General features: G+C 60.3%; 22 protein-coding genes and 1 riboswitch. Of the genes, 11 read left to right on the top strand and 11 right to left on the bottom strand.

Translation table 11 applies throughout. The features are described 5' to 3' along the window. Nucleotides 1–41 precede the first annotated feature (41 nt). The 5 genes from AAE029_RS01460 to AAE029_RS01440 all read right to left on the bottom strand — a co-directional run bounded on the left by AAE029_RS01460 (nucleotide 42) and on the right by AAE029_RS01440 (nucleotide 5867). The gene (locus tag AAE029_RS01460; protein ID WP_371071006.1) at nucleotides 42–1199 is read right to left on the bottom strand and encodes an RHE_PE00001 family protein; all 1158 of its coding nucleotides are present in this window, start codon (nucleotides 1197–1199) and stop codon (nucleotides 42–44) included. Between the two features lie 175 nt (nucleotides 1200–1374). Further along, a complete protein-coding gene (locus AAE029_RS01455) occupies nucleotides 1375–2880 on the bottom strand; it encodes a tripartite tricarboxylate transporter permease (RefSeq protein ID WP_371071005.1) in 1506 nt (501 codons plus the stop codon). Between the two features lies 1 nt (nucleotide 2881). Next, nucleotides 2882–3346: a tripartite tricarboxylate transporter TctB family protein gene (locus tag AAE029_RS01450; protein ID WP_371071004.1), complete on the bottom strand. Its 465-nt coding sequence runs from the start codon at nucleotides 3344–3346 to the stop codon at nucleotides 2882–2884. A gap of 25 nt (nucleotides 3347–3371) precedes the next feature. Continuing rightward, nucleotides 3372–4880 carry a sulfatase-like hydrolase/transferase gene (locus AAE029_RS01445; RefSeq protein ID WP_371071003.1) on the bottom strand — a complete coding sequence of 503 codons (1509 nt, stop codon included), beginning with the start codon at nucleotides 4878–4880 and terminating at the stop codon, nucleotides 3372–3374. Between the two features lie 12 nt (nucleotides 4881–4892). Further along, on the bottom strand, nucleotides 4893–5867 hold the full coding sequence (locus AAE029_RS01440) for a Bug family tripartite tricarboxylate transporter substrate binding protein (protein WP_371071002.1): 975 nt from the start codon (nucleotides 5865–5867) through the stop codon (nucleotides 4893–4895). Nucleotides 5868–5992: 125 nt separating this feature from the next. Between AAE029_RS01440 and AAE029_RS01435 the strand changes: the two genes are divergently transcribed. Continuing rightward, nucleotides 5993–6886: a LysR family transcriptional regulator gene (locus AAE029_RS01435; RefSeq protein ID WP_371071001.1), complete on the top strand. Its 894-nt coding sequence runs from the start codon at nucleotides 5993–5995 to the stop codon at nucleotides 6884–6886. A gap of 118 nt (nucleotides 6887–7004) precedes the next feature. Here the strand turns inward: AAE029_RS01435 and AAE029_RS01430 are convergent, their stop codons facing one another. From AAE029_RS01430 to AAE029_RS01415, 4 genes are all read right to left on the bottom strand, one after another. Beyond that, nucleotides 7005–7958: a sugar-binding transcriptional regulator gene (locus AAE029_RS01430; RefSeq protein ID WP_371071000.1), complete on the bottom strand. Its 954-nt coding sequence runs from the start codon at nucleotides 7956–7958 to the stop codon at nucleotides 7005–7007. A 21-nt stretch (nucleotides 7959–7979) separates the two neighbouring features. Further along, the gene (locus AAE029_RS01425) at nucleotides 7980–9446 is read right to left on the bottom strand and encodes an FGGY family carbohydrate kinase (RefSeq protein WP_371070999.1); all 1467 of its coding nucleotides are present in this window, start codon (nucleotides 9444–9446) and stop codon (nucleotides 7980–7982) included. A gap of 64 nt (nucleotides 9447–9510) precedes the next feature. After that, on the bottom strand, nucleotides 9511–10467 hold the full coding sequence (locus tag AAE029_RS01420) for a transketolase family protein (protein WP_371070998.1): 957 nt from the start codon (nucleotides 10465–10467) through the stop codon (nucleotides 9511–9513). Beyond that, nucleotides 10467–11276, bottom strand: coding sequence for a transketolase (locus AAE029_RS01415; RefSeq protein WP_371070997.1), 810 nt, complete (start codon nucleotides 11274–11276; stop codon nucleotides 10467–10469). Before AAE029_RS01415 ends, AAE029_RS01420 begins: the two co-directional genes overlap by 1 nt. A gap of 211 nt (nucleotides 11277–11487) precedes the next feature. On the opposite strand from AAE029_RS01415, the gene AAE029_RS01410 reads away from it, so the two are divergent. The 7 genes from AAE029_RS01410 to ribB all read left to right on the top strand — a co-directional run bounded on the left by AAE029_RS01410 (nucleotide 11488) and on the right by ribB (nucleotide 18466). Then, nucleotides 11488–12468: an ABC transporter permease gene (locus tag AAE029_RS01410; protein WP_371070996.1), complete on the top strand. Its 981-nt coding sequence runs from the start codon at nucleotides 11488–11490 to the stop codon at nucleotides 12466–12468. 119 nt (nucleotides 12469–12587) lie between these two features. Then, nucleotides 12588–13517, top strand: coding sequence for a sugar ABC transporter substrate-binding protein (locus AAE029_RS01405; RefSeq protein ID WP_371070995.1), 930 nt, complete (start codon nucleotides 12588–12590; stop codon nucleotides 13515–13517). Nucleotides 13518–13546: 29 nt separating this feature from the next. Continuing rightward, nucleotides 13547–15025 (top strand): sugar ABC transporter ATP-binding protein, encoded by a 1479-nt coding sequence (locus AAE029_RS01400; protein ID WP_371070994.1) that lies wholly within the window; start codon nucleotides 13547–13549, stop codon nucleotides 15023–15025. 22 nt (nucleotides 15026–15047) lie between these two features. Next, the gene (locus AAE029_RS01395; RefSeq protein WP_371070993.1) at nucleotides 15048–15836 is read left to right on the top strand and encodes an SDR family oxidoreductase; all 789 of its coding nucleotides are present in this window, start codon (nucleotides 15048–15050) and stop codon (nucleotides 15834–15836) included. 4 nt (nucleotides 15837–15840) lie between these two features. Beyond that, nucleotides 15841–16578 (top strand): triose-phosphate isomerase, encoded by a 738-nt coding sequence (tpiA, locus tag AAE029_RS01390; protein ID WP_371070992.1) that lies wholly within the window; start codon nucleotides 15841–15843, stop codon nucleotides 16576–16578. A gap of 69 nt (nucleotides 16579–16647) precedes the next feature. Continuing rightward, on the top strand, nucleotides 16648–17430 hold the full coding sequence (locus AAE029_RS01385) for a glucose 1-dehydrogenase (protein WP_371070991.1): 783 nt from the start codon (nucleotides 16648–16650) through the stop codon (nucleotides 17428–17430). Nucleotides 17431–17558: 128 nt separating this feature from the next. After that, nucleotides 17559–17707: riboswitch (FMN riboswitch) on the top strand. A gap of 126 nt (nucleotides 17708–17833) precedes the next feature. Then, on the top strand, nucleotides 17834–18466 hold the full coding sequence (gene ribB / locus AAE029_RS01380) for a 3,4-dihydroxy-2-butanone-4-phosphate synthase (protein WP_371070990.1): 633 nt from the start codon (nucleotides 17834–17836) through the stop codon (nucleotides 18464–18466). A 33-nt stretch (nucleotides 18467–18499) separates the two neighbouring features. On the opposite strand, the gene AAE029_RS01375 is transcribed toward ribB, so the two are convergent. Beyond that, the gene (locus AAE029_RS01375; protein ID WP_371070989.1) at nucleotides 18500–20074 is read right to left on the bottom strand and encodes a hydantoinase/oxoprolinase N-terminal domain-containing protein; all 1575 of its coding nucleotides are present in this window, start codon (nucleotides 20072–20074) and stop codon (nucleotides 18500–18502) included. Next, nucleotides 20071–21150, bottom strand: a complete 1080-nt coding sequence (locus AAE029_RS01370) for a DUF917 domain-containing protein (protein ID WP_371070988.1) — start codon at nucleotides 21148–21150, stop codon at nucleotides 20071–20073. The genes AAE029_RS01375 and AAE029_RS01370 overlap by 4 nt, the downstream gene beginning before the upstream one ends. 145 nt (nucleotides 21151–21295) lie before the next feature. Here AAE029_RS01370 and AAE029_RS01365 point away from each other — a divergent pair, with 145 nt between their 5' ends. The 3 genes from AAE029_RS01365 to AAE029_RS01355 all read left to right on the top strand — a co-directional run bounded on the left by AAE029_RS01365 (nucleotide 21296) and on the right by AAE029_RS01355 (nucleotide 24734). Next, the gene (locus AAE029_RS01365; RefSeq protein WP_371070987.1) at nucleotides 21296–22252 is read left to right on the top strand and encodes an AroM family protein; all 957 of its coding nucleotides are present in this window, start codon (nucleotides 21296–21298) and stop codon (nucleotides 22250–22252) included. 175 nt (nucleotides 22253–22427) lie between these two features. Further along, nucleotides 22428–23108: an AroM family protein gene (locus AAE029_RS01360; RefSeq protein ID WP_371070986.1), complete on the top strand. Its 681-nt coding sequence runs from the start codon at nucleotides 22428–22430 to the stop codon at nucleotides 23106–23108. Nucleotides 23109–23141: 33 nt separating this feature from the next. Continuing rightward, on the top strand, nucleotides 23142–24734 hold the full coding sequence (locus AAE029_RS01355; protein ID WP_371070985.1) for an ABC transporter substrate-binding protein: 1593 nt from the start codon (nucleotides 23142–23144) through the stop codon (nucleotides 24732–24734). Nucleotides 24735–24826: the final 92 nt, after the last annotated feature.

The following is a 24826-nucleotide window of genomic DNA, read 5'->3' as shown; positions in this document are numbered from 1 at the left end:
GCCCCGGATTGCATTTTGGATAGTTCAACTGAATGCCGGGTCTACAGGATGCCCCATGCCCTGTACCGGCCCCTGCCCGTCATCTCCCGGATCCCCAACTCCCCAATGAGGTTGAGCGCGCCGCGTGGCGTGACCCCGATATGTTTGGCGATCATTGCCGCGGACACCATCGGACGGGAAAGCACGAACTCTATGAGGGCTGGGAGGCTGCTGCTGGAGCGCCTGTCCTTGAGCCGCCGCTCCATCTGTATTCTCGCAAGCGCCAACCGGTCCAGTTCCTTCAAACCTGCCTCGGCCGACAATGTCATGGCCTCGAGGAAAGCAGCAAGTCTTGTCGAGCGATCCGTGGAGCGACGCCGCTCATGACGAATGGCCTTCAGGCCGGTATCGAAACAGAACAGATGTGAGCTCACCTTTCCCCGATGCCGCAGATAGGCGCTGGCGAGAAGACCACCCAGCCAGTGTTGTCGGCGAAGCGGCTCGATCCTGCTCCAGGCGTCGTAGAGAACCACCGCCCCCATTGTGGGGGGAAGTTGATCCGCTTCGAAAAGGACGGAGCGCCATTCGCTAAATCGTTCCCCCTCGTCCCAGTCCTCATCGTGTAATAGCCCTAGCGGGTCGGTCTGGGTGGACGTCGCGTCTTTCGCCTCCCCTTGCGGCCGCTTCGACGCTGGCTCTCTTCCAATCATTCCCTTCCCGTGGTCATCGAGCAATCGTTGCGAGCGGGCGAGCAATGCGTCGATCTCGGCAAGCTCCGCAGCCAGTGGCTCGTCGGGCGCTTCGATATCGGCTTCGGCCTCCTGCGCGAAGCTCAACTTCGTCTCCCGCACGGCATGCTCGATGCCGTCGTGCTCATGCCCCTGCCCCCGAATGGCTGCCAGGCCGGCGGTGAAGGCCCAGTCCGTGTCCGCGCTCCAGAGCCTCCGACGCATTCTGAGCACCGCATGCGCGATGGTCAGCTCATGGCTGGGTGTGCGGATATCCATATGCGCATCGTGAAGAACAATGTCTTCCACGTGTACGAGCTCGCCCATGACCCAGAGGACGGCCGCTGCATCAAAAAAATGGCTGCGCTCGCGAAATCCTTCCTTCACATCCGACCGGTTTACCCGCTCGTCCAGCCGGGCCAGACGATCCTCCGCCGTGACAATGTCCGGCAGTAGCGTTTCGAGCGGAAGGCCGCCCTCACCATGGCGCATTGTTTAACTTCCCTATTTTCCGAAATGGAAGCTAACATGGCGCTTATTTCCGTTATAGTCGTCATGGCTCACTGTTCACAACGGAACGAGGCGAAACGAAACGTTGACGCTGGGCGCCCAGATGTCGACGGATCCGTTCGATGGGATTCCATCGAGGCTGCGGTTCGGCCCATTCTCATTCCGCTTCGGCAAATATCTCCTGTCGGCGCTTCCTCACCCCCGAGAAGAAGGGCCCCGCTATAAGAATTGCCGCGATGACGAGCATCGTAAGGCTCAGCGGATGCTGCAGAAACACCCAGCCGCTGCCGCGCGACAACAGGAGCGCACGCCGCAAATTCTCCTCCATCATGGGTCCGAGAATGAAACCCAGGAGCATCGGTGCGGGTTCGCAGCGCAGGCGCGCCAAAACATATCCGACCAATCCGAAGAGCAGCAGCATCCAGACATCGAATAGCGAATTGGAAATGCTGAAAACGCCGATGCAGGTGATGACCACGATGGCCGGAAACAGCAGGTGATATGGGAAGGCAAGCAACCGAACCCAGAGATTGATCAGCGGCAGATTCAAAACGACCAGCAGGACGTTTCCGACCCACATGGAAACAATGAGGCCCCAGAAGAGCGCAGGCTGTTCCGTGATGACATTGGGGCCTGGCTGGATTCCGTGGATCATCAGCGCGCCGATCATGAGCGCCATGACCGGGTTTGACGGAAGTCCCAGCGTCAGCATTGGGATGAAGGACGTCTGTGCGCCCGCATTGTTTGCCGATTCCGGTCCGGCTAGCCCCGCCACGGCACCATGGCCAAATTCCTGCGGTGTTCTTGAGATCCGCTTCTCCAGCGCATAGGACGCAAAGGATGACAGCGTGGCGCCACCGCCCGGCAGAATGCCGAGGACGGAGCCGACGGCGGTACCGCGCAGCATTGCGCCAAATCCTCGACGGAGCGAGCCGTAGTTCGGAAAAAGGCTTGTTACCTGAGCCATTTCTGACTCCTGCTGTTCTCCATTTTCCAGATTGCGCAGGATCTCTGCGATCGCGAAAAGTCCCATAGCAAGCGCAACGATCTCGATGCCGTCGAAGAGGTCGAGCATGCCGAAAGTGTATCGTTTGACGCCGGACGTAACGTCGGTTCCGACAAGTCCGAGCAGAAGCCCGAGCAGGGCCATTGCAATTGCCTTCAGGACTGATCCGCTCGCGAGCGCAATGGCCGCGATCAGGCCGAGAACCATGAGCGAAAAATACTCCGCCGGTCCGAACATCAAGGCAACTCGAGCCAATGGTGGCGCGAGCAGTGCGATGATCAGCGTCGCTATCGTGCCCGCAACAAACGACCCGATGGCAGCAAGGGCGAGCGCCTCGCCCGCCCTTCCCTTCCGTGCCATCTGGTAACCATCCAGCGCGGTCACGACGGAGGAGGATTCGCCAGGCGTGTTGATCAGAATGGCCGTCGTCGAACCACCGTATTGCGCGCCATAAAAGATCCCGGCGAGCATGATGAAACCGGAAACGGGTGGCAGTCCGAAGGATAGCGGAAGCAGCATGGCGACTGTTGGCGCAGGTCCGAGACCCGGAAGGACGCCGATGAGCGTGCCAATGAATACGCCCAGGAAACAATAGAAGAGGTTCAGGGGCGTGAGCGCCGTTTCAAAGCCGAGGGCGAGATGGGACAACAGCTCCATATCAGCCTCCGATCCAGCTTCCGAGTGCCGATAACGGCAGCCCCAGGGCTATGCGAAAGATGACGTCGACCGAGACCGCCATTCCGACCGCAAGTGCGAGCGCACTCTTGATATTGAACTTGCTGCTCGCCGAGGCGGCGATGATCACTACAAGGGGGATTGTAAGATAGGTCCCCAAAGGCTGGATGAGAGCCGCGAATATCGCAACCGCTCCAAGAACACGCACCGTCGGTCCAATCGAGATTGAAAACCCGTCCTGGCCGGCTTCGACGAAGCCGCGAGCGGCGATAGTTACGCCAACAAGGATGATCAACGAGGAGAGGATCACGGGGAAAAAACCCGCTCCCATTCGCATCATCGAGCCAAATCCGTAGTCACTTCCGAGCCAGAGAAAGAATGCGCCTATGGCCATGAAGAAGAGACCGGCCAAAACGTCCGGATGCTTTGAAAGGTTGAATTCAGACATGTCCTTCCTCCCAAGAAGATGCTCGTCACACGCCGCCGACGATAAGAGAAGGATCCTGCAGGGGTGGTGGTGGGAAATGGAGACCACGCTGGCCGGACAATCCCCTGTTCGGCTCCACCTTTATTGCTGGCACGACGATGCCTTTGAACTCCTCGCCGGAAACCGCCAAAAGATCCTCCCCGTATAGTTCGTTGCGCAGCCTGGCTTTCAGGTGCCCGACAACACTCCTGTAAGCTATATCGTCAACCACATTGGTCATCTCATGCGGATCCCGCTCGAGATCAAACAGTTGGAAGATCGAGCCGGCCGGGTACCAGATCAGCTTGTGGCGCCCGTCATGGACCATTCGCATTGCTTTTGCTCCAACCAGCGCCTCGCAATAGAGCGTTTCACGTTTCTTGCTGCCTACGACCGACAGCCCTTCACAGGTTTCGGGAATGGGAACGCCGCAGATGTCAAGCAGCGTCGGCATGATATCCTGCATGCCGACCAGACGATCATCGACCGCCCCAATCTTGACGCGGCCGTCCAACGCCGGTCCGACGAGGATCATCGGGACATTCGCCGAGCCTTCATACATCAGGCGCTTTGCATAGAAGCCATGATTGCCGAGCATGTCGCCATGATCGCTGGTGATCATGATCACGGTATCATCGAGCAGATTCTCTTCCCGAAGTGTTCCGATGAGCACCCGCAGCTGATGATCGATATGCGTGCAAAGCGCATAGAATGCCCGACGCGTATCGGCCAGTTGCACGGGAGATAGTTTCTGCCAATAGTCGCGGGTGAGGCGAAGGGGATGAGGAAGCTCATTCTCATCCTTTGCCCATTCCGCAATGTAAGGAGCGTCGATATCCCGGCAGCGATAGCGCTCCATATAGCTGTTCAGCGGTACGAGCGGCGGATGCGGATGCGTGTAGGATATGTGCCATATCGCGGGCCGCGTAGGATCGCGCCGTTTTATGGTTCGCGCCGCAGCCCAGGTTGTCCAATTGGAGACGTGAAGTTCTTCCGGCAGGTGCCAGGTCCGCCAACCATAGTCGTTGTTGCTCATTCCATGGAGAAACTGCCGGCCTGGATAACCCTGGTCCGCCAGGAAGAGTTCATAGTCATCCGGGCCACCGAGAGGCCCTCTCCCTTCTTCCGCAAGCAGGGCCTCCTCAAAGCCGATCCGGTTTCTCTGGGGATAGACATGCAGCTTCCCGACTGCCTGCGTCTGATAGCCCGCCTCTCTGAAGGTTTCCGCCATCGTCGGAAGGTGGGATGGCATCGTCAGCGAAGGCTGGAATGTCCTGTCGCCATGCGTGCGGGGGCTGGTCCCGGTCATGATCGACCGTCTGGCGGGAATGCATATGGGGCATTCCGAGTAGGCCCTCGAGAAACGGGTGCCGATGCTGGCCAGATGATCCAGCGTCGGCGTTTCAATGACCTCGTGGCCGGCACATCCGAGCAGACTACCCGGCCATTGGTCCACCGTGATGAACAGGACATTCGGCCTTGGCTGGCCCTTGCCCGGGTTTGGCATCTGCTGCATTCGAATGCTCCACTACTGATTTTGAGAGGCACCGGAGATCGCGACAAGCGGTTTCATCTTGTCGCCCTCGGCGCCGACGAAGCGGCTGAAATCGGCGGGCGTTCCGCCGGTAATGCCGATGTTCAGATCCGCAAACCGCTTCTGGACCGCCTCCTCCTGGAGGATCTCGTTGATAGCCTCGTTGACTTTCGTGACGATTTCCTCCGGCACGCCGGCAGGAAAGAACACGCCGTGCCAGGAGGTGAAGACATAGTCGGGTACCCCGGCCTCCTTCATCGTCGGCACATCGGGAAGAGCTTTCGAGCGCTTGTCGCTCGTAACGGCAAGAGCTTTGAGGGCGCCGTTTTTTACATGCGGAACTGCCGTTCCATCGATCATCATGGAAACATGACCCGCGATGACGTCCGTCAATGCCGGCGCAGAGCCGTTATAGGGAATGTGGACGGGCGTAATTCCCGTCTTTGACTTGAAGTATTCAAAGGCGAGATGCTGCGGCGAACCGATTCCGGAAGAGGCATAGGACAACGCATCCGGATCCTTCTTCGCCAGCGCCACAAGGTCTGCGACGGTGTTGACACCGAGCTCAGGGTTGGCGACGAAAACGAGCGATACGGACGTGATCTGCACCACCGGCGCGAAATTCAGGCGCGGATCATAGGTCAGATTCTTATAGATGTTCGGCGCAATTGCGTGCGTGCTGATGTCGCCGATCTGCATGGTATAGCCATCGGGTGCGGCTGCGGCGACTTCGGCAGTGGCAATCGTCCCGCCAGCGCCTGGCTTATTCTCGACGATAACAGGCTGACCGAGCCTTTCCTGCAGGCCCGGAGCGATCGTTCTCGCGATCAGATCGGTGTTGCCGCCGGGGGCGAACGGAACGACGAGCGTGATCGGCTTGGTTGGCCAGCTATCCTGAGCGAACACGCACGACGCTTGCAGACTCAAGGCGACAGCGGTGGCAGCAGCAACGGCAAATAGCCCTCTCATGGGGGTCCCTCCCTTTTCCTGTTCCTACAGCCTCCTCAAGGCCGGCCTTTTGACTTTCTCAACTGGCGGATAGAAGCTATCGTAATACGTACTGATATAGAAATTAGAGATTCTAATAAGAAACCATGGATCAGCGGCTGCTCACCTCCTTCGTTACACTGGCCGAAGAGCTGCATTTCGTGCGCGCCGCCGAACGGCTGCGCATCACGCAATCGGCGCTCAGCCAGCAGATCGCCAAGCTCGAGCAGGAACTGGGTCTTCAGTTGTTCAGCAGGACGCGCCGGCGCGTCACGTTGACCGATGCCGGCCAGAGTTTTCTGGAGGAAGGGCGTATCGCGCTACGGCAGCTCAATCTTGCCGTTGACATGGCGAAACGAGCCGCCGAGGGCCGCTCCGGACGACTGACCATCGGCTTTGCCGATGCCGCAGCTCTCAATGTCCTGCCGACTTTGACCTCCGAGTTCGCCCGGCGGTATCCGGGCGTAAACCTGATCCTGCATGAGATGATGTCGAGCGAACAGGTCGAAGCGCTGCGTGCGGGGCGCATTCAGATCGGTCTGCTGCGGCCGATCTTCGATAACGAGGATTTTGAGACAGCCCTCCTGATGCGGGAACCCTATGTTGTTGCGGTCTCATCAAATCACCGTTTGGCCGCCAATGACGTGATCCGATTGGCGGAGCTCGCCGATGAAGGATTGATTACGACGCGGCCAGTAAAAGCCTTGTATCTGGAGAGGAATTTCCGAAACCCTTTCAAGCGCGCAGGCATTCAGCCTCGCATTGTCCAGGAGGTCAACGAGCTTCACGCGATCCTTGGCCTCGTGGCAGGAGGATTGGGGGTCGCCCTCTTCCCGCGTTCGATCATCAAGCTCCATCTCGAAGGCGTGCTATATAAGCCGTTGCATCCGGACGAAACGCCGATGGCGGAACTGCTCATCGCCAGACGCTCCGACGATCGGACCACGACCGTGTTGAGATTCATCGAGATGGCTAGGAAGTTCTATGCGCCTAGCCGTTAGAGCAATGAGAGATCGACCTCATCGCAAGAGATCCTGAATTCGGCATCTGCGGCCAAGATGCGGCGCTGACCTCACTACAGTCTACGTTCCGACTGCAGTCTACGGTCCGGCTGCCGCTCTATAGATCGATCAATCTTTGAGCTGTGAACTTGTCGGTTACGAGCATGTCAATCACGCCCACCCTGAGCGCCCCGGCAATCGCAGCAGTTTTCTTCGCGCCTCCTGCCAACGCTATCACGCGATCAACGCGTGCGAGATCCTCGATCGGGAGGCCGATGACTCGTTCGTCCAAGGGCGTCTTCACGGCTTTGCCATCCTTGTCGAAGAAGCGGAGCGATATATCGCCGACCGCGCCCGCGTCAGCCAGGTCGGCAAGCTCACGCGACGAGAAGATGTTGCCGGACCGGGCGAGCAACTCCGAGGGTTCGACCGCTCCAATGCCCACGATCGCCAGGGTGATGCTGCCAAAAAGGTCCATCGTTTCGCGAACGAACGGATCGGCCTGCATCAAAAGCTTGGCCTCCCTTGATGATGTCACGCCCTGAACCGGAAGGAGCTTTGGCTCGGCCCCGGTCAGCCGCGCAAGTCGCGTGGTAAGCTGAGTTGCATGGGTCTGGACCGAAGGATCTCCCATCCCTCCCAGCGTCTGGACGACGTATTTCGCCTGGGCGCTTTTCTGGGGATGGATGTTTTCCACCATTTTGAAGATGGTCTGGCTCCAGCTCGACACGCCGATGATCTCACCGGGCGAAAGCGTGACCTCCAGCAGATGAGCCGCAGCTTCGCCGATTCGGGCCATGATCGCGCCGTCCCGGTCTTCGGTGCACTCCACCACGACCGCTTCGGGAAGATTGAACTTCTCTCTGAGGGCGCCCTCAAGCTCGCTGTAGGTGCCGACGGGCGGGATGACGCTCGTGCGGACGATATCCTCAGCCTCGGCCCGCTTCAGCATCCTGGAAACGGTCGCTTGCGAGAGGCGAAGATGCTGGGCAATCTCCGCCTGTCGTCGCCTCTCGATGTGATACATCTGGGCGACTCTTGAGATGAGGCGAAGTTCGTTTAAGCGACCCATGTTCGGTTCCAGCGTGAATTTTTATTCACCTTTAACTGGTGTCGCCTGCGACGTCGAGCGGGCGAGCGCATCATTCCATGTGGTCAACAATGATGCACGATCGATCGGCCCGGATGTAATAACCTGCGTGCTTCGCGGAAGTTCTTTAATAACGTCGAGGTCCTTCCACATGCCCAGTGAGAGCCCCGCCAGATAGGCGGCTCCGAGCGCCGACGCTTCGGGCGCCTCGCACTGGATGACGGCATGCTCGACAAGATCCGCAACACACTGCATCAGGAAGCGGTTTTGGCTCGGTCCGCCATCCACATAGAGGGCGCCGAGATCGCCGCCGCTCTGCGTTCGCATGGCCGCGATGACGTCGTGGACCTGCAGCGCGATCGAGTCTGTCACCGAGCGCGCCATCTGCGCGCGCGTCGTATTGAAATTGATTTGCGAAAACAGGGCGCGGGCGTCGGAATTCCAGTAGGGCGCACCTAGACCTACGAACGCGGGCACGAATCCCGGACCGCCCGGCTCAGCCGTTGACGCGAGATCAACAAGCGCGGCAACGTCCGGAAGGCCTAGAATGCCGGTCATCCAGGGGAGGCTGGCGGCGGAAACGAGAATGTTGCCCTCGAACGCAAAAGTCGGAAGGCCGCCAATGCGCCATGCCACGGTGGTGGTGATCCCGTTGCGAGGCGCGATGAACCGTGGGAGCGTGGTCATCACGGAGGAGCCCGTTCCAAATGTTATCTTGCCATCGCCCGGACTGAACGCTCCATGGCCAAACAAGGCCGCATGACTGTCACCGATAGCGGACCTGATCGGAGTGCCATCCGGTACGCCAGGCAGCCCCTGCGTGGCTCCGAAGTCCGCGGAGCTGTCGAGCACGTCAGGTAGAAATGCCGTATCGACGCCGAAAATTGCGCCAAGCTCTTCGCTCCATGCCTGAGCCTGAAGGTCGAACAACTGGCTTCGGGCCGCGTTGGAGGCGTCGCACACATGTCTGCGGCCGCCAGTCAAACAATGGATAAGCCAACTGTCGATGGTACCCAGACGGACAGCGCGTCCATTCGGGATGCGATCGAGCAACCAGCGGAACTTCGGACCTGGAAACATCGGGTCGAGGGGAAGGCCTGTGAGCGCCTGCACGCGATCGAGATGTCCTTCAGTAATGAGACGTTCGCAATCGGGCGCCGTTCGCCTGCATTGCCAACTCAGGACCGGTCCCAGTGCTTCCCCGGTCTCGGCATCCCAAACAGTCACTGACTCGCGCTGATTGGAAACCGCCACCGCTTCGATGGTCACATCCGGCCGGTTCTTGAAGCACGCTTCCACAGCTTCGCAAACCGATGCGAAGAGGCGGCGCGGATCTTGTTCGACCCAACCCGGCTTCGGATAGGAAATACCAACGGCGGCAGAGCCTCTGGCGATGACTTCTCCTTTGTCGGAGACCAGAACCGCCTTGGAATTGGTCGTGCCCTGGTCGATCGCCAGAATAGCCCGCATCGTAATCTCCCCAATGAACTGGCCAGGGCAGCAAGCGCCCCGGCTTGATCAAGCCGTCAGTACATTATTTCCGCTTGATGAGCGCCTCCGCGGCGTCCGCGATCGCCGACGGAGCCATGCCGAATTCGTCAAGGAGGAACTCGGCCGAACCGGTTGGAGCGTAGATGCCGGGTACGCCGAGACGCTTCATCGGAACGGGAGCATTGTCGACGACCACTTCCGCCACGGCCGAACCGAGCCCGCCAAAGATCGAGTGCTCTTCCGCCGTTACGATGGCTCCGGTTTCCTTGGCCGCGGCGATGATGGCATCCTCGTCAATCGGGCGAACCGTAGCGAGGTTGAGCACCCTGGCATTGATGCCCCGCTCCGCAAGGATCTCTGCCGCCTTCACGATGCGATGGGTCAATGTTCCGTTTGCGATGAGGGTGACGTCGGAACCTTCGCGAAGCAAGTTCGCCTTACCGAGTTCGAACTTATGATTTTCGGGCAGGAGATCAGGAACGCCCACGCGCGAAAGTCGCAGGAAACAGGGACCGCTGTAGCTGGCAGCCCATTCGACGGCGGCCGCGGTTTCGATCCGATCGCAAGGGGCGATTACCGGAAGATTTGGCAGGACGCGTGTCCAGGCAAAGTCTTCGATCGAATGGTGGGTGGGGCCGAGCTCGCCGTAAGCCATTCCCGAAGAGATGCCCACGAGCTTAACGTTCGCATTCGAATAGGAGATATCGGCCTTGATCTGCTCGAGCGACCTGCCGGTCAGAAACGGGGAGGCGCCGCAGACGTATGGAAGCCGGCCGCCATTGGCAAGACCTGCGCCAACGCCGACCATGTTCTGCTCCGCGATACCCACGTTGACGAGGCGGTCCGGGAATTTCGACTTGAAACCGCCAAGCTTCGATGACCCGACGGAATCGTTGCAAACGGCCACGATCGTCTCGTCATTGGCAGCCAGCCGCTCGAGCGTGGCCGCAAACGCATCGCGGCAGTCGTAGAGCTTGGGTGTATTCACGGGCGCGTTCATTAGAGTGCCTCCGACAATTCTGCCAATGCGGTTTCGTACTGTTCCTTGCTCGGGACCTTGTGGTGCCATTCGACGCGGTCCTGCATGAACGAGATTCCATGTCCCTTATTCGTGTGCGCGACGATGCAATGCGGACGGGCGCCCCGATGCTCCAGAGCGGGAACGATCTCGCGCATGTCATTGCCGTTGATCTCGGTGACCTCCCAACCGAATGCTTCGAGTTTCGGCGAAAGAGGCGCGACATCGTTGGTTTCCGAAAGCGCCGCACCCTGCTGGAAACGGTTGTGGTCGATGATCAGGGTCAGATTGTCCAGACGGAACTGGGCAGCGGCCATGATCGCCTCCCAGTTGGAGCCTTCCTGCATCTCGCCATCGCCGGTGACGACGTAAGTATGGTACTTGGCTCCCGAGAGCTTTGCCGCCTTCGCCATTCCTACCGCGACCGGCAGGCCATGTCCCAGGGGGCCAGTGTTCGTTTCGACGCCTGGCACCTTGTTGCAGTTCGGATGGCCGTTCAGCCTGGAATGCGGCTGCAGGAACGTCGAGATTTCCTCCTTCGGAATGAAGCCGCGCTTGGCCAAGGTGACATAGAGGGCACAGGCGGTATGCCCCTTGGAGAGCACGAACCTGTCCCGATCGGGATGTCTGGGCTGGTCCGGCCATACGCGCAGCACGCGGAAATAAAGTGCAGTGAGGATATCGATTACTGACATTTCGCCGCCAATGTGGCCGGCGCCCGCTTCGTACACCGCCTGAAGATCGCGCAGGCGGATCTGGCGAGCGATACGTTCAAGTTCTGAAGGCTCCATGATTTCCTCTTGTGCATAAATATTCACTGTCTTATATTTTTGCACAGAGTTGAGGTTAGTCAAGCCCTTTGATGCATGCCGCCAAACCAAGCATCTCCACAAAGGCGGTTGACAGCATTAAAGCAAGTTGTTAATGAATTTTCCAGCAGGAGTGAATAATTATTCCAGCCTGAAGAAATATTGGCCGCCGGCCTTAATCCAGGGAGGATCGATGGTGGCGATCGACGTTAATGAACAGAGCCGTCCGTCCGGCACTTGGCTTCACAAGCTGAGCGGAGCGACGGGCCCACTGGTGGGGCTGCTTGCCCTCTGCGTATTCCTGAGCGTCAGCACCGACGCTTTTCTCTCGCTTCGTAACGGTCTCAACATTCTCGACCAGATCACCGTTCTCGGGATCATGGCCGTCGGAATGACCTTTGTCATCCTGATCGGAGGCATCGATCTTTCGGTCGGTTCGGTGCTCGCTCTTTCGATGATGGTCATGGGCTGGACGGCAAATGTCGCAGGTCTGCCGCTGCCGGTCGGCATCGTCTTCGCACTCTTAGCATCTGCGGTGAGCGGCTTGATCGTCGGCCTCCTGGTGACGTTTTTCAGGGTTCCCGCATTCATTGCCACGCTCGCGATGATGTCCGCTGCGCGCGGCGTCGCAAACATGATCACCGACGGCCAGCAGATCGTAGGATTTCCCGACTGGTTCATGATGCTCGCCATCGACAGGCACTTCGGCGTCCTTACTGCTACGGTGTTCCTCATGCTTGTCGTCGTACTCGCGGCCTGGGTGTTCCTGCATTTCCGGTCCGAGGGCCGCATGCTCTATGCCGTGGGCGGCAATCCCGAGGTCGCTCGTCTCGCCGGTATCAACGTCCAAGCCGTGACGATCCTGGTCTACGTCGTAAGTGCGGTCCTTGCAGGCCTCGCCGGCATCGTACTGGCAGCCCGTCTCGACTCGGTTCAGCCCTCCAGCGGCTTTGGCTATGAGCTCGACACGATCGCTGCCGTCGTTATCGGAGGAACCTCTCTCTCGGGAGGATCCGGCGGCATAGGCGGAACTCTTATCGGCGTCCTGATCATCGGCGTGCTGCGCAATGGCCTTAACCTGCTCAACGTCTCGCCGTTCCTTCAGCAGGTCATCATCGGCATCGTCATCGTCCTTGCGGTCGGAGCAGAGACCATCCGTCGGCGGCGGGCTTGATATCCAGGTCCGCGGCGACGCGGACCTCCAAGAATTCCTCTCCGAAAGGTTTGGAGCGGATCAATAGCCCAAGGGGGAGGACCTACCCAAGGGTGCCATCAACAACGGAGGAAATAAAAATGAAATTCGCGCGCACTCTGCTGGCTTCGGCGGCTCTGCTCGGACTTACTCTCGGGCCCGTGCATGCCGCCGAGGTGAAGAAGCTCGGTCTTGCCGTCGCCAACCTGCAGGCGAACTTCTTCAACCAGATCAAGCAGTCGGTCGAAGACGAAGCCAAGAAACGCGGCATCGAAGTCGTCACCGTCGACGCCAAGGGCGATGGGCCGACCCAGGTCAACCAGATCCAGGATCTTCTCACGCAAAATATCGATGCTCTGATCTACATCCCGGCCGGCGCGGCAGCCGCGAGCGTTCCGGTCAAGCTCGCAAAGAGCGCAGGTATCCCTGTCGTCAATGTGGACCGCAATGCCGACGGCGCACCGGGCGATACCTTCCTGGCGACAGACTCGGTCGCGTCCGCCAAGGCCGTTTGCGACCACATCCTTCAGAAAGCCGGCGGCAAGGGCAAAATGGTAATCATTCATGGTCAGAAGGGGACGACGCCTGAAGTCGACCGCTCGAAGGGATGCGCCGAGTCCCTCAAGGCATACCCTGATGTAAAGGTGGTCGCCGAGCAGTATTCGAACATCTGGAGCCAGGACGAGGGCTTCCAGATCATGCAGAACATGCTGCAGGCGAACCCGGACGTTTCGATCGTGTTCGCTCAGGCGGACGCACTCGCGCTCGGCGCCGCCCAGGCAATCAAGGTCGCCAATCCCTCGCAGACGATCGTCGTTGGTGGCTTCGATGGCGACACCGCCGCCCTCGAGGCTCTCAGCAAGGGCGTCTTCGACGTGACGGCGACCCAGCAGACGCAAAAGATGGGCCGTGACGCGGTCGCGAACGCCGTCAAGCTCGTCGCAGGAGAGAAAGTGCCTCCGGTCCAGCTCATGGACGCGACGCTGACGACCAAGGATAACGTGGCAGGCTTCATCGCCAACCATCCGTGATAATGCACTAAGTTTCGAGGAGGTATGTCGTGACCGAGCCGGTTCTCTCCCTGAGGGGCATATCCAAGCGCTACGGACCGCTTCAGGTTCTGAAGAACGTCAGCCTGGACGTTTATTCCGGCGAAGTGGTGGCACTTCTCGGCGAGAACGGAGCGGGCAAGTCCACGCTCTCCGGCATCATCGCCGGGTCACGCACTCCATCCGAAGGAACAATGACGTGGCTGGGGCAGCCCTATGCCCCGGCCACGCCAAGGGAAGCGATCGACAAGGGCGTCGTCCTGATTCATCAGGAACTCCAGCTCCTGCCGCAGCTTTCCATCGCAGAAAACGTCTTCATCGGAAGATGGCCGATGAAGAACGGGGTCGTCGACCGTCCTCAGATGATACGCCGCGCCCAGGAACAACTCGCGCGCTTGAACCTCCATATTCCCGCGAGCCGAAAAGTCGCCGGCCTGTCGACCGCCAATCAGCAGCTCATTGAGATCGCCAAGGCCCTGGCGCTCGATGCGAGACTTCTTATCCTTGACGAGCCGACCGCGGCGCTCGGCGGCGCGGAGACGGAGGCTTTGTTCGAACAGGTAAGAAAGCTCCGCTCCGAGGGCGTTGGCATCATCTACATTTCCCACCGCATGGAGGAGATCAGGCAGATCACCGACCGCATCGTCGTTCTTCGCGACGGAGAACGCGTACAGGAATTCGCCGACAGCGCGACACCCGTGCGAACGATTGTCGAAAGCATGGTAGGACGGCCTCTTGACCGATTGTTTCCGGCACTGCCGGAGCCATCCGACCGTCCGGTCCTTCAGGTTTCCGGCCTGACCTCGCCGGAGAATTCTTTCCGGGACGTGACCTTCGACGTTCGAGCCGGGGAAATTCTCGGAATCGCCGGCCTGGTCGGCGCCGGCCGGACCGAACTTGTCCGCGCCATAACGGGAGCTGATCCGATCAGCGCAGGTTCGATCAAGCTCGAAGGTGAAGAGCTTAAGCTGCGTGATCCCGCCGACGCGATCGCAAAGGGTATCGTGATGGTCCCCGAAGATCGCAAGGCGCAAGGCATCGTGGTATCGCATCGCATCAGCGAAAACCTCGTCTACGCCAATCTCGACAAGCTCGGAGGACGCTGGCTCACATCGGGCGTCAAACGCGCCTTTGCGGACAGGGCAATCGTTAAGTTCGGCGTGAAGGGCCGTGCGGAGCAGTATGCCTCGGATCTGTCGGGCGGCAATCAGCAGAAGGTCGTAATCGCAAAGTGGCTGATGCGCGATCCCAAGGTCGTGGTGCTCGACGAGCCGACGCGAGGCATCGACGTCGGAGCCCGGGCGGGCATCTACGACATCATCGTCAACCTTGCCAAGCAGGGCGTAGCGGTGATCGTCGTGAGTTCCGATCTCGAGGAAGTTCTCGGCGTATCCAATCGAATTCTCGTGCTTGCCCAAGGCAAGCAGGCAGGCATTCTCAACCGTGACGAGGCAAACGACGTCTCGGTCATGGAACTGGCGACAATCTAGATAAACACAGAAAGGAAGAGCGGTGTCCGACATCACTCTGAACGCCCCGGAGCTTTTCGATCTCACCGGTCAAGTTGCCATCGTTACCGGCGCTGGCAGCGGAATTGGGCAGCGGATCGCCATCGGTCTTGCCCAGTGCGGCGCCGATGTCGCTCTCCTTGATCGGCGAACAGACGACGGGCTCGCTCATACGGCCAAGCATATCCAGGCTGCCGGGCGTCGCTCCATCCAGATCGCGGCTGACGTCACCAGCAAGTCATCTCTCGCCGACGCCGTCGCGCGCACCGAGACCGAACTCGGAGCGCTGAGCCTCGCGGTCAATGCCGCCGGTATCGCCAACGCGAACCCTGCGGAAGAGATGGAAGAAGATCAGTATCAGACGTTGATGGACATCAACCTAAAAGGCGTCTTCCTGTCCTGCCAGGCCCAGGCACGCGCGATGCTGAAGAATGGCCGCGGATCCATCGTGAACATCGCTTCCATGTCAGGGGTCATCGTCAACCGCGGGCTCAGCCAGGCCCATTACAACGCCTCCAAAGCGGGCGTCATCCACATGTCGAAGTCCCTGGCGATGGAATGGGTCGGCCGCGGGATCCGCGTCAACAGCATCTCGCCCGGATACACTGCAACGCCTATGAACACGCGTCCGGAGATGGTTCATCAGACGAAGCTGTTCGAGGAGCAGACGCCGATGCAACGCATGGCTGATGTCGACGAGATGGTCGGCCCCGCCGTCTTCCTGCTGTCGAATGCGGCAAGCTTTGTGACTGGCGTCGACCTGCTTGTCGACGGCGGCTTCTGCTGCTGGTGACCAAATGCGGAAGCTGATCGCAGGCAACTGGAAAATGAACGGTCTCGCCTCCTCCCTGGCTGAGATCGAGGCGCTGAAGGGACTAACGGGCAGTGCGGCGTGCGATATCGCCGTCTGCCCGCCCTTCACGCTGATTGAGAAGGCCGCCGTGATGGCGAAGGGTTCAATGATCGCGATAGGCGCGCAAGACTGCCACGCGGAAGCGTGCGGCGCCTACACGGGCGACGTCGCGGCAGGCATGTTGGTCGAGGCAGGCGCCCGTTACGTGATCCTCGGTCATTCCGAGCGCCGGGCCGCATACCGGGAAACAGACGCCCTGGTGGCCAGCAAGGCCTCGGCGGCTCATAAGGCTGGGCTGACCAGCATCATATGCGTCGGCGAGACTCGCAGCGAGCGCGACGACGGAAAGGCGCTCGAGGTCGTGCGTGAACAGCTTCTTGGCTCGCTCCCATCAGGTACGACCAGTTCAAATACGGCGATCGCCTACGAACCCGTCTGGGCAATCGGAACCGGTCTGGTGCCGACGATGGAGCAGATCGAGGAAGTTCATTCCTCGATAAGGCAGATCCTGGAAGAGCGTTTGGGCGCAGACGGGCAAAAGGTCAGGATACTCTATGGCGGTTCGGTCAAATCCTCCAACGCGGCCGAAATCTTCGGCGTGCGAAATGTGAACGGCGCTCTGGTCGGAGGAGCATCCCTAAAGGCGTCGGACTTCGGCGGCATCATCTCTGCAGCCGCCTAGAAACTAGGCTGTCGCAAACAGACTTAAGGTCACACGATCGTTGTCGGCCCATCGAATTAGGAGAAAAAGATGAAACGCTTCGAAAACAAGACCGTCGTCATCACGGGAGCGAGCCGCGGCATCGGGGCCGCGATCGCCAGGCGCTTCGCGCGCGAAGGCGCCAATCTTGTTGTCTCGGCGAACGAGGAATCGGTTCATGCCGTCGCGGAGCAGATCCGCAACGACGGCGGCAAGGCGATTTCATTCGTGGGCGATGTCACGAATAAGGAAAGCGTCGTTGCTCTCTACGATGCCGCCGAAAAGGCTTTCGGTTCAGTCGATGTCTCGATCCAGAATGCAGGCGTCATCACCATCGCCCGTGTCGAAGACCTGACGGAAGGCGAATGGGACAAGGTCATGGCGGTCAACACGAAAGGCGTGTTCCTCTGCGCGCAGGAAGCGATCCTGAGGATGCGCAAGCACAAGCGCGGCGGGCGCATCATCAACACCGCCTCCGGCCAGGCCCGCGACGGTTTCATCTATACTCCCCATTATGCCGCCTCCAAGATGGGCGTCGTCGGCATCACGCAAAGCCTCGCAAAGGAAGTCGCAACCGAGAACATCACGGTCAACGCCTTCTGCCCCGGCATCATCGAGACGGACATGTGGGCCTACAACGACCAGGCATGGGGCAAGCTCCTGGGCAATTATGGCCCCGGCGAGCTCATGAAGGAATGGGTCGAGGGTATCCCGATGAAGCGGGCGGGCTCGGGCGAAGACGTCGCCGGTCTCGTTACATTCCTTGCCAGCGACGATGCGGCCTATATCACCGGCCAGACGATCAATGTGGATGGCGGTCTGATCATGTCCTGATGCGGGCCGCCCACGCGGCAGGCCTCAGTCAATTTTTGAAGACTCTGTGTTTATAGAACGCGACGGTCTCCACATTAGATGGAAAAGCAGGTGCTCTTGCTTTTCCGCACCTCTTGAATTTATGTTCAGTCTGTTCTCAGGGCGGGGTGAAATTCCCCACCGGCGGTATTGGGAGAAATCCCGGAGCCCGCGAGCGCTTCCGGCAGCATGTCGGGAGGTCAGCAGATCCGGTGCGAGACCGGAGCCGACGGTATAGTCCGGATGGAAGAGAGCAATGCAGTCGGCGCCTTCACAGGTGAAGCCGCCCGGTGCTTGTTCGCCCAAGGGATGTCAGCGCGCTCAAAAGAATTGAGTTGCGCAAGAAAATGCCGAACCGTCGGCATAACCCTTGAAAGGCAAAGAAATGACGATCTCGAAAATTGAAGATGCGATTACGGCAATCGCCCGCGGCGAAATGGTTGTCGTGGTCGATGACCAGAATCGGGAGAACGAGGGCGATATCGTAGTGGCATCTGACGCCGTGACGCCAGAGACGATCGCTTTCATGATGAATCGCGCGCGCGGTCTCATCTGCGTGGCGATGGAAGGCGAACATCTCGACGCGCTCGACATTCCCCTGATGGTTCCCCGAAATACCGAATCGCATAAAACCGCGTTCACGGTTTCCGTCGATTACATTCCGGGAACCACGACCGGCATCTCTGCCGCGGATCGGGCCGCCACCGTCCGGGCGCTGGTCGACGAACGATCGCAATCCAGCGATTTTGCCCGTCCGGGGCATATATTTCCGTTGCGTGCCCATCCGGGCGGCGTTCTGGCCCGGCCCGGCCATACCGAAGCGGCAGTCGAACTCTGCCGCCTCGCCGGCAAGGTGCCGTCGGGCGTCATCTGCGAAGTCGCCAATGATGACGGCACGATGGCGCGCCTTTCCGATCTCAAGCTTTTCGCCGAACGATACAATCTTCACCTGATCACGATCGAGGATCTGATCGCCTATCTGAAGCAAGCCGCACCGGAGATAAGGTCGGTCGCCTGACGGTCGCTCGACCTATCTCCTTCGTTTGCCTGGTCAACTCAGCCCGCCTGCCACGCGCCTCGTTTCGTTCTTCATGAAGGCGATATCGCCGACGACGCGGACACGCACACGTCGCGCGTCGCCCGGCAGGTAGGCGATCGGGATATCTTCCGTATCGAGCGTGACGATGGTCTCGGGGCTCGCGCCGGCTTCCACCGCCCGGGCGCGAGCAATCCGATCGGCCTCGGCGATCGCCTTGTCACGGGAGAGACCGGAGAAGACCTGATCGACCTCGCCGGAGACCTGTGCCATGGCGGCGCCCAGCGCATTCGCCACGCCCGCATGCTCGACGCGCAGCACGTCGCTTGCGCCCTTCAGTCTTTCCGGGATCAGGAAGGCGCCGCCGCCAACGGCGATGAGCTTGACGCCTTCGGCCGATGTCTTCATCCGGTCGACGCCGTCTTCCACCATCGCCTCGATGCGTTTCAAAAGATCCGCCACCATCGCCTTGTCGAGGTGTTTCACGCGATCCCGGTCACCGATCTCCACGAGACCGGCAGCCACCGCCACGTCCGTAGCCGTCAGTGTATCGCCACCGAAGACCAGCGCCTTTTCCGTGATGCGGTAGCCAACCGAGCGCGGGCCGATCTTGCGGGTTTCGGGATCGATGATCGTGCCGCCGCCGAGCGCCATCGGCAACAGGTCCGGCATCCGGAAGAGCGTGCGAACGCCGCCGACTTCGACGACATTGTTCGCCTCGCGTGGAAAACCTCCGACCAGGCAGCCGATATCGGAGGTCGTACCTCCGACATCGATCACCATCGCTTCCTTGAGGCCGGTCAGGAACGCGGCGCCGCGCATCGAGTTCGTCGGGCCGGAGGCGAAACTGTAGACGGGATTGGCGGCCGCCACGTCGGCAAGCACGACCGTGCCGTCGTTCTGGGTCAGGTAGAACGGGGCATTGACGCCGGCGCGCAGCAACGCATCCTTGAAGGCATCGATCGTCTTGCGGCCAAGTCCCTGCAGGGCAGCGTTCAGAAGCGTGACGTTCTCGCGCTCGAGCAGACCGATGCGGCCGAGCGTATGGGACAGCGTGATCCGCGCGTTCGGGATGACCGAGCGGACGATTTCGGCGGCTTCCAGCTCGCATTCCGCCGTCAGCGGAGAAAAGAGGGCAGTGATGCCGATCGAATCGATGCCCGCGTCACGGATCTTCATCGCCGCGTCACGCACTTCGTCGCGGGCGAGCGGCACGAGCGGACGGCCGTCATATTCGTGGCCGCCATGCACCATGAAGGAGAGCGGATCGACCGCGTCGCGCAGTTCGTCCGGCCAGTCGATCATCGGCGGCAGCGAGGCGCCGGCCGGCATGGCGATGCGGATAGCCGCAACCCGATCGAGACGAGCGCGCTCGACCACCGCATTGGTGAAATGCGTCGTGCCGATCATCACCGCATCGACCGGCGAAGCACCCGGCGGCTGCGAGGAGACGACATGGCCGATCGCGTTGACCACGCCCTGCATCACGTCGGCGGTGGTGGGAAACTTGATGGCCGAGAGCACCTTCTCGCCATCGATAAGCACGGCATCCGTATTGGTGCCGCCGACGTCAATTCCAATCCGCTTCATGCTGCAAACACCGATTTGAAATCCAGGTCATATCCGAAGGCGCGCGGGCCCACATGCTCCAGGCCCTTCGGGCTGGTGAGCACTTCGGGCGCCGGCAGGGCCACCACGGTCACGCGCTGGCCGTAACGCACCGTCTCGGTACCGATCGCCTCGCCCGACACCGTGTCGAGCAGGCAGATCAGGTCCGGCGTCATGGCGATCGGCTGGCCGTCGCGGAATGCGACCGCCCACTCGTTCTGGAAGGCGAGCTCGACCTTCGAGCCGCGATCGTCGTTAAGACCTTCGATCATGGCCGACCCGCGCAGGAAACCGCCCGTTGTCGTGCGGTCGACATCGGCGATCTTGCCCTTGAAGAGAACCTTGCCACCCTCGTGGGCAAGCACCGCCTCGACCGGGTCCGTGTGGGCCGCCCTGGCATCGAGTACGGCGTGACCGAGGCTGACCGCCTTGGTGACCGTGTAGAGCACGCCCCATTCCTTGACTTCCTTGCCGGTGCGCGGCGCCTTGCATGTCGCAGACGTCGAGCCGACCTCGGTGCAGATCTTGCGGGAGATGCGTTCCATCCATTTCCACGAGGCCGCCTTGGCGACGATTGCTTCGTTGTCGCGGCAGTCGACCAGCGTCAGCGGATACATCGGCAGGTCGCCGATCGCGAAGCTCGTCATCTGCGCTTCCGGATAGGCACGCCCCATGGCATCCGCATCGACGACCGGAATGTCGAGCATCGCGGCCGCGAGGAAGGGCGACAGCGCATTGCCGCCGCCGATCTCGACGCTCATGACGGCCCGGAACTTGCGGCCGGTATATTCCTCCATGAGCTGCATGGCTCGAGCGAGATGTGCCGGGTCGACAAGACGCTCCTGGCCGACCAGCGGCGCGCCCATCTTGGAAACGACTGCGACCGCGTCGCCATCATCGAGCGCATTCGGATCGATAAGCTTGACGCGCTTGCCGTCCTTGTAGAGCTTTTTCAGGTTGAGCTGCGCCAAATAGGGGCTGCCGCCACCGCCGGTGCCGAGAATCCAGGCGCCGACGGCAAGCGGGTCGATCTCGCCCGCTTCGAAATCACGGATCATGTTTACCTCCGAAGAATGTGCTAGAACCTAGCCATGAGTGACGAAGGATGCCTATAGGGGACTGCCCCTATAATGGGCTTGCCTTGATTTTAGGCACGCCCGAGGCCATCATGCTGCGACGATCGAAAGGACCGATTCCCTGCCAGTGACGAAGAGCCCATATCCCACGGCTTCGGCCTCACCGGAAGCAGCGCAAACCCGCCATAGAGTGATGTTTCTGAGCGTCGGCCAGTCGCCGCGCACCGACATTATCGGGGACATGCTGGAGAACCTCGACGTTCCGATCGAAGCCTGCGAGATCGGCGCCCTGGACGGGCTGTCCGAAGCCGAGATCAATGATCTGAGGGTCCGGCCAGGCGAGCTCAGCATCGTCACGCGGCTTGCGGATGGACGCGATATCGTCATTTCCAAGCTGCGGATCGCCGAGCGCATGGCCAAGATCGCCGCCGCCTTTCAGCCAAACGAGTTCGATCTCGTGGTGATCCTCTCGACCGGCCTCTTCCGCGATTTCGAGAGCACCTGCCCGACGGTCAACGCCCAGCGCGCCATGGAATCGGCCGTCATTTCGCTTGCCGCCCACGGATCGGCCGTAGGCCTGATCCAGCCCTTGCAGCAGCAGATCGAGGAGCTCGATATCCCGGCGCTTGCTCCCTACAAGATCTACGCCAGCTATGCGGCCGATGGCGACAAGAAGCTACTTGCCAGTGCCCTGATCGACCTCGCGGACGCGGAGATTATCGTGCTGAATTCGGTGGCCTTCACGGAGGCCGACCGGCAGATGGTCGCCAAGGCGAGCGGCAAGCCGGTCGTGCTTGCCCGCCGTATCGTCGCAAGCGCCATCCGCCTGCTTCTGCACGGCACGCATCCCGTCACGCTTCCGGGCGTTTCGCCTGAGTTTTCGGAAAAGTTGCTACGGCTCACCCCGCGCGAGCGCCAGGTCCTGTCGCTGGTGGCCGAAGGTCTCTCCAACAAGGCGATCGCCCGCCAGCTCGGCATCAGTCCCAAGACGGTGGAAATCCATCGCTCGAACGTCATGAGCAAGATGGAGGTCACCTCTTCCAACGCCCTTATTCGCATGGTGGTCGCGGCCGGCCATCCCTGAAGCTGTGGAAAAAGATGGGCGGAAAATTTGTCCACAGACGCGTATCTGCCTAAAAAATGACCGCCTCAAACATGTCAGATTCATGTCGTTCTAGGGGCATTACCCTATAGTGAAGTCGCGCTTCCGGACGCTAGGCTCCCTGTCAATCAAGCCATGCAGGGGACCTGAAAAAAGCATGCCTTCCACATCCAAGATCGCCTTCGTAACCATCGGCCAGACGCCCCGCGTGGACGTTGTTCCGGAAATGATGGCCGAGATCGGCCTCGGCCTGCCGGAAGGCCGCATCGAATTTCGCGAATTCGGCGTGCTCGACGGTATGGTCTCGGCCGAACTCGATGCAATGCGCGCGAGCGACGGCGAGCATTCCTTCGCGACGCGGCTTGCGAGCAGTGAGGAAATCGTCACCTCCAAGGCCCGCACGGAAGAAAAGCTCAACGTCCTTCTGAAGCAGATCGACGCCGAAGGCTTCGATCTCGTCGTGCTGCTCTGCACCGGTACGAAGATCGATCCGCTCGAAAACACACTGGTTGTCGAAGCGCAGCGTATCGTCGACTCGACCGTCGAAGCATTGGCCGCATCTTGCCGCAGGCTCGGCGTCATCCTGCCGCTCGAACGGCAGGTAAAGGATTTTGGCGAGCGCCATGTCTTCAGCGGCGAGCCGAAACTCGTCTCCGCTTCCCCATACGCCGGTGAAAATATCGGTGCGCGGGCAAAGCAGCTCCAAGGCTGCGACCTTATCGTCATGCATTGCATGGGGTATTCGGCAGAGATGCTCGACGAGGTTCGCCGCGCCGTCGATGCCCCCGTTCTTCTGTCGCGCCGCGTCGTCGCGGGCGTCGTCCGTCAAATGATCTGATCACAACGCCGTTTCAAAACGAGAGGGAACACTATGTTCGGCAAAATCATCAGGAATGTCGCGATCGCAGGGCTGCTGGCCTCTTCGGTCCTCGTCTCGCCGGTTGGCGCCTTCGAGCGCACCGACAAGGGCAATGTCATCGTCTTCGGTGGCCGCCAGGCGATCCCGGTTCTCGATCCGCATATCCGCTACGACTGGTCGACCCGTATGATCCAGCAGTCGGTCTACGACGCACTTCTGAAATATGAAGGCGATCCGGCCGAATTGAAGCCATGGCTTGCCGAGACGTGGGAAACCAGCGCCGACGGCAAGACCTGGACCTTCCATCTCGCCAAAAATGCCAAGTTCCATAACGGCGATCCGGTGACGGCGGAAGCGGTTCGCTACTCCTTCGAGCGTGTCCTGAAGCTCAACAAGGGTGTGGCCTGGATGCTTAAGGACTTCCTGGCGCCGGAAGGCATCAGCGTCGTCGACAACTACACCGTCAAGTTCGACCTCAAGGCGCCCTACGCGCCGTTCCTCTCCTTCCTGCCCTGGTGGTACATCGTCAACCCGGCTGAAGTGAAGGCGCACGAGGTCGATGGTGACTACGGCCAGAAGTGGCTGACCGACCATGCCGCCGGCTCCGGTCCGTTCAAGCTCGGCCGCTGGGAGCCGAACGTTCTCTATGAAATCGAAGCCGTCGACGACTATTGGAAGGGCTGGCCGCAGGGCAAGGAAAACCGCCCCGCCGGCGTGATCTACAAGATCATCCGCGAACCTGCCGCCCAGAAGGCTGCACTGCAGCGCGGTGAAGCCGATCTCGTCGAAGGACTGACGCCGGATGATTACATGCAGATCAAGCGCGTGCCCGGCATCGCCATCGAAGACCACAAGGGCATGACGACCTTCGGCATCAAGTTCAACACGCAGAAGGGTCCGACCTCCGATATCAACCTTCGCAAGGCAATCGCCTATGCGCTCGACTACGACGCGCTGATCCAGGTCTACAATGGCGCAGCGACGCTCGAGACCAGCCCGATCCCAGGCGGTATGAAGGGACATATCGACGTCCCGGAGATGCCGCGCAAGGATCTTGCCAAGGCCAAGGAATATCTGGCGAAATCCGCCTATCCGAACGGCGGCCTTACCCTGCCCTACGTCCATGTCGCCGGTCTCGAAGAGGCACGCCGCATCGGCCTCGTGCTGCTCGACAGCCTGAAGCCGCTCAATATCAACGTGGAAATCAAGCCGGAACAGTGGCCGAACATGGTGGCCAACGGCTCCAAGGTCGAGACATCGCCCGCCATGACCTCGGTCTTTACGACGCCCGTCTCGACCGACCCGGATGCGGTCGCCTACCAGTATCACAAGGCGAGCTGGGGCCAGTATTACGCGATGATGTTCTACGACAATCCGAAGGTGACGGAGATGATCGACCAGGCGCGAGCCGCCACCAACTGGGACGATCGCGCCAAGCTCTATGCGGACATCCAGAAGCAGATCGTCGCCGACCAGCCGGAAGTCTTCGGCATGCTGCAGAACCGCCGCTGGGCCCGTCGCGACTACCTGCAGGGCTTCCAGTTCAGCCCAGTCCGCTTCACCGGCGAGGTCGACCTCTATCCGATGTGGATCAAGGCTGAATAAACACTGGCCCACGTCGCCTGTAGTAAGCCAGAGTGACACGCATGGCCCGGATCACCGATGGCGGGCCATGCTCAGTTTAAGGAACAGGACCG

It is taken from the genome of Sinorhizobium sp. CB7, from assembly GCF_041357635.1.
Lineage (GTDB): Bacteria > Pseudomonadota > Alphaproteobacteria > Rhizobiales > Rhizobiaceae > Rhizobium.
Note: the sequence above shows the minus strand (reverse complement) of the source record. Positions and strands in the feature narration are given on the sequence as shown.

Coding starts and splice junctions, on each gene's coding strand:
- tpiA (WP_371070992.1), top strand. CDS start 15,841: ATGCGGAAGCTGATCGCAGGCAACTGGAAAATGAACGGTCTCGCCTCC.
- AAE029_RS01445 (WP_371071003.1), bottom strand. CDS start 4,880: ATGCAGCAGATGCCAAACCCGGGCAAGGGCCAGCCAAGGCCGAATGTC.
- AAE029_RS01415 (WP_371070997.1), bottom strand. CDS start 11,276: ATGGAGCCTTCAGAACTTGAACGTATCGCTCGCCAGATCCGCCTGCGC.
- AAE029_RS01420 (WP_371070998.1), bottom strand. CDS start 10,467: ATGAACGCGCCCGTGAATACACCCAAGCTCTACGACTGCCGCGATGCG.
- AAE029_RS01435 (WP_371071001.1), top strand. CDS start 5,993: ATGGATCAGCGGCTGCTCACCTCCTTCGTTACACTGGCCGAAGAGCTG.
- AAE029_RS01455 (WP_371071005.1), bottom strand. CDS start 2,880: ATGGAGCTGTTGTCCCATCTCGCCCTCGGCTTTGAAACGGCGCTCACG.
- AAE029_RS01425 (WP_371070999.1), bottom strand. CDS start 9,446: ATGCGGGCTATTCTGGCGATCGACCAGGGCACGACCAATTCCAAGGCG.
- AAE029_RS01375 (WP_371070989.1), bottom strand. CDS start 20,074: ATGAAGCGGATTGGAATTGACGTCGGCGGCACCAATACGGATGCCGTG.
- AAE029_RS01410 (WP_371070996.1), top strand. CDS start 11,488: ATGGTGGCGATCGACGTTAATGAACAGAGCCGTCCGTCCGGCACTTGG.
- ribB (WP_371070990.1), top strand. CDS start 17,834: ATGACGATCTCGAAAATTGAAGATGCGATTACGGCAATCGCCCGCGGC.
- AAE029_RS01360 (WP_371070986.1), top strand. CDS start 22,428: ATGCCTTCCACATCCAAGATCGCCTTCGTAACCATCGGCCAGACGCCC.
- AAE029_RS01440 (WP_371071002.1), bottom strand. CDS start 5,867: ATGAGAGGGCTATTTGCCGTTGCTGCTGCCACCGCTGTCGCCTTGAGT.
- AAE029_RS01355 (WP_371070985.1), top strand. CDS start 23,142: ATGTTCGGCAAAATCATCAGGAATGTCGCGATCGCAGGGCTGCTGGCC.
- AAE029_RS01405 (WP_371070995.1), top strand. CDS start 12,588: ATGAAATTCGCGCGCACTCTGCTGGCTTCGGCGGCTCTGCTCGGACTT.
- AAE029_RS01385 (WP_371070991.1), top strand. CDS start 16,648: ATGAAACGCTTCGAAAACAAGACCGTCGTCATCACGGGAGCGAGCCGC.
- AAE029_RS01430 (WP_371071000.1), bottom strand. CDS start 7,958: ATGGGTCGCTTAAACGAACTTCGCCTCATCTCAAGAGTCGCCCAGATG.
- AAE029_RS01450 (WP_371071004.1), bottom strand. CDS start 3,346: ATGTCTGAATTCAACCTTTCAAAGCATCCGGACGTTTTGGCCGGTCTC.
- AAE029_RS01370 (WP_371070988.1), bottom strand. CDS start 21,150: ATGATCCGTGATTTCGAAGCGGGCGAGATCGACCCGCTTGCCGTCGGC.
- AAE029_RS01460 (WP_371071006.1), bottom strand. CDS start 1,199: ATGCGCCATGGTGAGGGCGGCCTTCCGCTCGAAACGCTACTGCCGGAC.